The sequence below is a fragment of the Eubacterium sp. genome, assembly GCF_057858645.1.
On sequence record NZ_DBLZZO010000026.1, the window covers coordinates 34736 to 43291 of the forward strand.

General features: G+C 33.8%; 7 protein-coding genes. All 7 read left to right on the forward strand.

Annotated features, from left to right (window positions below; all coding sequences use genetic code 11):
- Positions 1 to 58: 58 nt before the first annotated feature.
- The 7 genes from ACZM4J_RS09675 to ACZM4J_RS09705 all read left to right on the forward strand — a co-directional run bounded on the left by ACZM4J_RS09675 (position 59) and on the right by ACZM4J_RS09705 (position 8363).
- Positions 59 to 271, forward strand: coding sequence for an RNA-binding S4 domain-containing protein (locus ACZM4J_RS09675; protein WP_022164588.1), 213 nt, complete (start codon positions 59 to 61; stop codon positions 269 to 271).
- Entirely contained in the window at positions 271 to 1359 is a 1089-nt protein-coding gene (recF, locus tag ACZM4J_RS09680; RefSeq protein ID WP_022164587.1) for a DNA replication/repair protein RecF, read from the forward strand. The genes ACZM4J_RS09675 and recF overlap by 1 nt, the downstream gene beginning before the upstream one ends.
- Before the next feature lie 16 nt (positions 1360 to 1375).
- On the forward strand, positions 1376 to 3310 hold the full coding sequence (gene gyrB / locus ACZM4J_RS09685) for a DNA topoisomerase (ATP-hydrolyzing) subunit B (RefSeq protein ID WP_022164586.1): 1935 nt from the start codon (positions 1376 to 1378) through the stop codon (positions 3308 to 3310).
- Between the two features lie 12 nt (positions 3311 to 3322).
- Positions 3323 to 5851 (forward strand): DNA gyrase subunit A, encoded by a 2529-nt coding sequence (gyrA, locus tag ACZM4J_RS09690; RefSeq protein ID WP_302690244.1) that lies wholly within the window; start codon positions 3323 to 3325, stop codon positions 5849 to 5851.
- Between the two features lie 210 nt (positions 5852 to 6061).
- Positions 6062 to 6904: a fumarate hydratase gene (locus ACZM4J_RS09695; protein WP_022164584.1), complete on the forward strand. Its 843-nt coding sequence runs from the start codon at positions 6062 to 6064 to the stop codon at positions 6902 to 6904.
- A gap of 73 nt (positions 6905 to 6977) precedes the next feature.
- The gene (locus ACZM4J_RS09700) at positions 6978 to 7529 is read left to right on the forward strand and encodes a Fe-S-containing hydro-lyase (RefSeq protein ID WP_022164583.1); all 552 of its coding nucleotides are present in this window, start codon (positions 6978 to 6980) and stop codon (positions 7527 to 7529) included.
- A gap of 120 nt (positions 7530 to 7649) precedes the next feature.
- Positions 7650 to 8363: a lysophospholipid acyltransferase family protein gene (locus ACZM4J_RS09705; RefSeq protein WP_022164582.1), complete on the forward strand. Its 714-nt coding sequence runs from the start codon at positions 7650 to 7652 to the stop codon at positions 8361 to 8363.
- The last annotated feature ends 193 nt before the right edge of the window (positions 8364 to 8556 follow it).

Genomic DNA, 8556 nt, shown 5'->3' on the forward strand with positions numbered 1-8556 from the left:
ACAATCAGACTAAGACAAAGAAAGGAATATTATTCAGCACTGAATAATTTGGATAAAAATGGAAGATTTGAGTATTACTATAAAAGATGATTTTATAAAATTAGGCCAGGCTATGAAATTAGCAGGCATTGTTGGTTCTGGTGTGGATGCAAAATTCTTAATTCAGGATGGACAGGTAAAAGTGAACGGTGAAGTTGATACAAGAAGAGGTAAGAAACTTTACCCTGGAGATACATTTGAATTTGAAGGAACTGTGGTTTTAGTTAAGTAATGATTGTAAAAAAAGTAGAATTAAGTAATTTTAGAAATTACAAATTATTGAAACTTGATTTAGATGAAAAAACAAATATTTTGTATGGCAACAATGCCCAGGGAAAAACAAATATATTAGAATCAATATATGTTTGCAGCACTACAAAGTCTCATAGAACTAATAGGGACGCTGAGTTAATTAACTTAGATTCAGGTGAGGCACACATTAAGTTATATTTGGAAAAAAACAACAGGGAACAGAGAATAGATATTCATTTGCGCAAGAATAAAACAAAAGGTATTGCTATAAATGGAATACCAATAAAAAAGGCAAGTGAACTTTTTGGGCTTTTTAATGTTGTTATTTTTTCTCCAGAGGATTTGGAAATTATCAAGAAAGGTCCATCGGAGAGAAGAAAATTCGTAGATATGGAATTGTGCCAGTTAGACAAAATATATGTTTATAATTTAACCAACTATAACAGAATTATTGCTCAAAGAAATAAATTATTAAAAGATATTTATTTTAAACCGGAACTAAAGCAGACACTTGATGTTTGGGATGGACAATTAGCACAGTATGGTTCAAAAATTATTGAAAGAAGAACCAACTTTATAGAAAAAATAAACGAGATAATTAAACCAATACACAAACAACTTACAGGTGGATTGGAAAATATTAATATTGTTTATAACAAAAATTGTGAGGCAGAAGATTTACTAAGGCGACTTGAAGAAAACAGAGACAGAGATATTAAGTATAAGTCAACATCTATTGGTCCACATAAAGATGATTTGTTATTTTTTAATGACAACAAGAATATCAGAATTTATGGAAGTCAGGGACAGCAAAGAACAATTGCTTTATCTCTAAAGTTAGCAGAATTAGAGTTAGTAAAGAATCTAATAAATGATACACCGGTATTGTTACTTGATGATGTTTTGTCGGAACTTGATTCAGAGAGACAAAATCATTTACTTAACAGCATTGATGATATTCAAACTATTATTACATGTACCGGGTTAGATGAATTTATAGAAAACAGATTTAAAATAAATAAGGTTTTCCAGGTAACAGAAGGAAAAGTAGAAGAAAAGACAGTTTAACTGAAAGGAGTTACTAATGGGTAACAACACAAATGTAGAAAATGAGTATGGAGCAGATCAGATTCAGGTTTTAGAAGGACTTGAAGCAGTTAGAAAAAGACCGGGAATGTATATTGGTTCAACATCTTTAAGAGGTCTTCATCATTTGGTTTATGAAATTGTTGATAATGCAGTAGATGAAGCTTTAGCCGGATACTGCGATACAATTGATGTGCAGATAAATGAAGATAATTCAATTACAGTAAAAGATGACGGCCGTGGAATTCCTACAGGTATTAATACAAAAACAGGAAAATCAGGAATAGAGTTGGTATTTACAGTGCTCCATGCCGGAGGAAAGTTTGGTGGAGGCGGATATAAGGTTTCCGGTGGACTTCATGGTGTAGGTGCGTCAGTAGTAAATGCCTTATCAGAATGGCTTGAAGTAAAGGTATGTCGTGATGGAAAGATTCATCACCAAAAATATCAAAGAGGTCATGCATTAGGTGAACTTGAAATAATTGGAGAGTGCGATCCTGAATTTACAGGAACAGAGGTAAAGTTTTTACCAGATAAAACAATTTTCGAAGACACAGTTTACGATTATAGCGTGTTAGAAACAAGATTAAGAGAAACTGCGTTCCTTACAAAGAACCTTAAGATTATTTTAAGAGATGTAAGACCTGAGGAGCCAATTGAAAAAACATTCCACTATGAAGGTGGTATTAAGGAGTTTGTAACTTACTTAAACAAGGGCAAGACTCCTTTGTATGAAGATGTAATATATTGTGAAGGCACAGTAAACAATGTTTATGTTGAAGTGGCAATGCAGCACAATGATGCATATAACGAAAATTCTTTCAGCTTTGTAAACAACATTAACACACCGGAAGGTGGTATGCAGGTTGAAGGTTTTAAGAGAGCTTTAACAAAAACATTAAATAACTATGCCCGTCAAAATAAGATTTTGAAAGAAAAAGAAGATAATCTTTCAGGTGAAGATTTCAGAGAAGGCTTAACTTCAATCATTAGTGTAAAAATCGAAGATCCTCAGTTTGAAGGTCAGACAAAACAAAAATTAGGAAACAGTGAAGCCAGAACTGCCGTTGATAGTGTTGTAAGCGAACAGCTTACATACTTTCTTGAACAAAATCCTGGTGTGGCAAAAATAATTTGCGAAAAAGCTGTACTCGCACAGCGTGCCAGAGAAGCAGCAAGACAGGCAAGAGAAACTACACGTAGAAAAACAGTTTTAGATGTAGCAGCACTTCCTGGAAAATTATCTGACTGTTCAGATAAGGATCCAAAAAAATGTGAAATCTTTATAGTAGAGGGAGATTCTGCCGGTGGCTCAGCCAAAAAGGCAAGAGTTAGAGCAACTCAGGCTATATTACCTCTTCGAGGAAAAATCTTAAATGTAGAAAAAGCAAGATTAGACAGAATTATGCAGAACGAAGAAATCCGTTCAATGATTACAGCATTTGGTACAGGAATTTATGATGAATTTGACATTAGCAAATTACGTTATGACAAGATTATCATTATGACTGATGCCGATGTTGACGGTGCTCATATTGATACACTTATGCTTACATTCTTTTATAGATTTATGCCTGAACTTATTAAGGATGGCCATGTATATTTAGCAATGCCACCACTTTATCAGGTAACAAGAAATAAGAAAAATTATTATGCATACAGTGATGCAGAACTTGATAAGATTCTTACAGAAATTGGACGTGACAATCAGAACAAGATTCAGCGTTACAAAGGTTTGGGAGAAATGGATGCATCCCAGCTTTGGGATACAACAATGAATCCTGAAACAAGAATTTTAAAACAGGTAAAAATAAACGAAGATACATTAACAGAAATGGATTTAACATTTACAACTCTTATGGGCGATGATGTTGAACCAAGAAGAGAATTTATTCAGGCAAACGCAAAGTTTGTTCAAAACTTAGATATATAGGAGGAACATTAAGTGGACGATAAGATATTTGATAGAATTCATGAAGTAGACTTAAAGGAAACAATGGAAACCTCTTATATTGATTACGCCATGAGTGTAATCGCAGCAAGAGCTCTTCCTGATGTTAGAGATGGTTTGAAGCCGGTACAAAGACGTGTGCTTTATTCAATGGTTGAACTTAACAACGGACCTGATAAGCCACACAGAAAGTGTGCCCGTATCGTTGGTGATACAATGGGTAAATTCCATCCACATGGTGATAGTTCAATTTACGGAGCATTAGTAAATATGGCTCAGGACTGGAGCACAAGATATCCATTAGTTGATGGTCACGGAAACTTTGGTTCAGAAGATGGTGACGGCGCTGCCGCAATGCGTTATACAGAGGCACGTCTTAGCAAGATTTCCATGGAAATGGTTAGAGATATCAACAAAGATACTGTAGAATTTATACCTAACTTTGATGATACGGAAAAGGAACCTTCAGTATTACCTGCAAGATATCCAAACCTTCTCGTTAATGGTACAAGTGGTATTGCCGTAGGTATGGCTACTAGTATTCCACCTCACAATTTAACTGAAACAATTAATGCAATCGTTAAGATTATTGATAACAGAGTTCAGGAAAACAGAGACACTGAAATTGAAGAAATCATGGAAATTGTAAAAGGACCTGATTTTCCAACAGGTGCTACAATTCTTGGTAGAAAAGGAATTGAAGAAGCTTACAGAACAGGTCGTGGAAAAATAAAAACGCGTGCAGTCTCTGAAATTGAAACAATGGATAATGGTAAGAGCAGAATTGTTGTTACTGAACTTCCATACATGGTAAATAAAGCAAAACTTGTTGAAAAGATTGCAAGTTTAGTAAAAGAAAAGCGAATTGATGGTATCACTGACCTTCGTGACGAATCAGATCAGGAAGGTACACGTGTAGTTATTGAGGTGCGTCGTGATGCAAATGCAAATGTAATATTAAATCAGTTGTATAAACATACACAGTTACAGGATTCATTTGGTGTAATAATGCTTGCGTTAGTAAATGGAGAACCAAAAGTTCTTAATTTACTTCAGATGTTAGATGAATATTTAAAACACCAAAAGGATGTTGTTACACGTCGTACAAAATTTGAATTAAATAAAGCTGAAGAACGTGCTCATATTATTGAGGGCTTATTAATTGCACTTGATAATATTGATGAAGTTATTCAGATTGTTAGAAGCTCAAGAACAACAGCAGATGCCAAGGCAAAATTATCTGAAAGATTTGGTTTATCAGATGCTCAGGCACAGGCTATTGTTGATATGAGAATCAGACAGTTAACAGGTTTAGCAAGAGAAGACCTTGAAAATGAATACAAGGAATTAATGGAAAAGATAGCTTACTTAAAGTCTATACTTGCAGATGAAAATAAACTTTTAACTGTTATCAAAGAAGAAATTGAAATTGTCAGAGACAAGTTCGGTGATGATAGAAGAACAAAAATCGGTATCGACATTGATATGGACGATGAAGATTTAATTCCTGAAGAAGATACAGTTATTGTAATGACTAATTTAGGCTACATAAAGAGAATGACTGTGGATAACTTTAAGGCACAGAACCGTGGTGGTAAGGGTATTAAGGGAATGCAAACTATAAATGATGACTTTATGAAAGACATGTTTATGGTTTCAACACACGACTATATTTTATTCCTTACAAATACAGGTCGTATATATAAATTAAAAGGCTATGAAATTCCGGAAGCAGGAAGAACTGCCAGAGGCATGGCTATTGTAAACTTATTACAGCTACAGCCTGGAGAAAAGATTTCTGCAATGGTCCAGATGAGAGAATTTGAAGATGACAAGTATCTCATTATGGCTACAAAGAATGGAACAATTAAGAAAACACCTATTAATGCATATACTAATATTCGTAAGAGTGGTATACAGGCTATAACTTTACGTGAAGGCGATGAATTAATTGATGTGACAATATCAGATAACACACATAACATTATGCTTGTTACAAAGAATGGTCAGGGAATTAAGTTCCGTGAAACAGACGTTAGAGAAACAGGTCGTTCAGCAATGGGTGTTAGAGGTATTGAACTTAAAGGTAACGATGAAGTTATCTCAATGCAAATTGACACAGAAGGAGAATATATTCTTATTGTTTCAGCAAACGGAATGGGTAAACGTACACCATTTACTGAATTCAAATTACAGAATCGTGGCGGTAAAGGTGTTAAGTGCTACAAGATTACAGAAAAAACAGGGGAAGTTGTTGGAGCAAAGGCTGTTAATGATGGCAACGAAATAATGATGATTACGAACGAAGGTATTGTAATCAGAATGTTTGTAGATGATATTTCAGTTTTAGGTAGAGTAACTTTAGGCGTTAAGCTTATGAATACCGGAAACAAAGATGATATTGTCGTTGCAAGCATTACAAAAGTAAAAGAAAGTGTAACTCAGGCAGATGCAGAAGAAGCTGAAAGATTAGAGGCTGAAAATTCAGAAGAAACAGATGAAGAAAATTCTGAAAATGAATAATTCAAAATGCCAAATGTTTGAAAAGAAGCGGCATTATGTCGCTTCTTTTTTGAAATACAAAATAAAAACACACATAATTAAATTAAAAATGTATTATTAAACTTCTAAACTAAGCTATTTATAATCGTTTGATAATTATAATGTTAATTAAAGCTAATAACTATTAAGTTTTTTCAAGGGAATGTTAATAACAAAGGAGAATTACATAAAATGAGAGAGGTCCATTCAGAAGAAATAACCAAAAATATAAAGGAAATGTGTATAGAAGCAAATCATTTTCTATCACCTGATATGAAAAAAGTATTTGATAATGCAAGAAAAAATGAAAAATCACCATTAGGATGTCAGATTCTTGAGCAATTAGATGAAAACCTGAAAATTGCAGGTGAGGACATGATACCAATCTGTCAGGATACAGGCATGGTAGTTGTTTTTATTGAAATTGGTCAGGACGTACATATTGTAGGTGAGAATATTGAAGATGCAATTAATCAGGGAGTTAGAGAAGGATACGTGGATGGATTTTTAAGAAAATCAGTAGTAAAAGATCCAATTTTAAGAGAAAACACAAAGGACAATACTCCGGCGGTAATCCATTACAGCATCGTACCTGGCGAAAATGTGAAAATAACAATTGCACCAAAAGGTTTTGGAAGCGAAAACATGAGTAGAGTATTTATGTTAAAACCTGCCGACGGCATAGAAGGTGTAAAAAATGCTGTTCTTACAGCAGTAAAAGATGCAGGTCCAAATGCATGTCCGCCGATGGTAGTAGGTGTAGGCGTGGGTGGAACTTTTGAAAAGTGTGCAATTTTGGCTAAAAAAGCTTTAGCACGTCCAGCTGACAGTAGCTCTACAATTCCATACGTAAAAGAAATGGAAGAAGAGTTGTTAACTAAAATAAACAAATTAGGTATTGGTCCGGGAGGCTTAGGTGGAACTCAGACAGCACTTGCTGTAAATGTGGAAACATATCCTACACATATTGCAGGTTTACCGGTTGCAATAAATATTTGCTGTCATGTAAACAGACACGTAACAAGAACAATATAATTAAAGGCTAATATACTTTAGCCAATAGAATTAAAGCTTATTAGATGTAATAATAGTTTTAAAGGAGAATTAAATGGACAATAATATAAAAGCTCCAATTTCTGATGAAGTTGCAAAAGAATTAAGAGCAGGAGATTATGTATATATAACAGGAACTATTTACACTGCAAGAGATGCTGCACACAAAAGAATGTGGGAAGCGTTAGAAAAAGGCGAGCAGTTACCAATTGAAATGAACAACAATATTATTTATTATATGGGACCATCACCGGCAAGAGAAGGCAGACCAATTGGTTCAGCCGGTCCTACAACGGCAAGTAGAATGGATAAGTATGCCCCTAAACTTTTGGATTTAGGTTTAAAAGGCATGATTGGAAAAGGCAAACGTTCAAAAGAAGTAATTGACGCAGTAGTAAGAAATAATTGTGTATACTTTGCTGCAGTAGGTGGAGCAGGTGCAATTTTATCAAAATCCATAAAGAAAAGTGAAGTTGTAGCTTATGACGATTTAGGAACAGAGGCTATAAGAAAACTTTATGTGGAAAATTTTCCTGCAATAGTTGTAATTGACAGCGAAGGAAATAACTTATACGAAACAGCTATAGAAGAATATAAAGAAATCTAAGGGCAGTAGCAACTACAAAAAAGTGTAATTATTATTGGGATATTTTGACATTAAAAATATTGTTAAAGATAATAACCAGTATAATAATCAGCATAATAATAAAAAGAATGGAACATATTCATGAAAGTAAATAGAATTACATATTTAGTAACACGAAGATTTTATAAAGTTCCCTGGCTTTTTCATCAAATAAAATTAGCCGGTAAAGAGAACAAATACACAATTGATGAAAGATACAAAAAGGTTCACGATGTATGTCACAGAGTAAATAAATATGCTCATGTAAACATAACATGCACAGGACTTGAAAATCTTCCAAAAGAAAACGGATACATCTTAACACCAAATCATCAGGGCTTATTTGACGTCCTGCTTATTTGTGATACACACGAAAGACCAACATCTTTTGTAATTAGAAAAGATTTGGAAGACGTAATCTTACTAAAGCAGGTAATAAAAGCACTTGATGCAAAAGCATTGGACAGAGATGACCCACGTCAGGCAATGAAAATAATAAAAGAAATGACAGAAGGAATAAAACAAGGCAGAAACTATATAATATTTCCTGAAGGAACAAGAAGCAAAAACGGAAATATACTGGGAGATTTTAAAGGTGGTTCTTTTAAAAGTGCCACAAAAGCCAAAGCTCCAATTGTTCCAGTAGCACTTATAGACTCTTTCAAACCTTTTGACATAAAAGATACATCAGAAGTAGATGTGCAAATTCATTACCTTGAGCCTTTATATTATGACGACTACAAAGACTTAACAACAGTGGAAATTGCAAAAACAGTTAAGGAAAGAATAGAAGCAAAGATAAAAGAGTGTGTATAGAAATTTACAAAGAATCTGAAAAAGAAAAGTTAGTGTAAAATTTTAGTTGGCAAAAAATAAATAAAAAAATGGGAAGTAGAAAAAACCACTTTCCAATCATACAGTTTTTCTTTATGATATTAACTGCTCAGAAAAATACGTAAAGGAGACTGTATGATGTTTAATAGTTTAGCTGAAAAAGAGATTTCTTTCA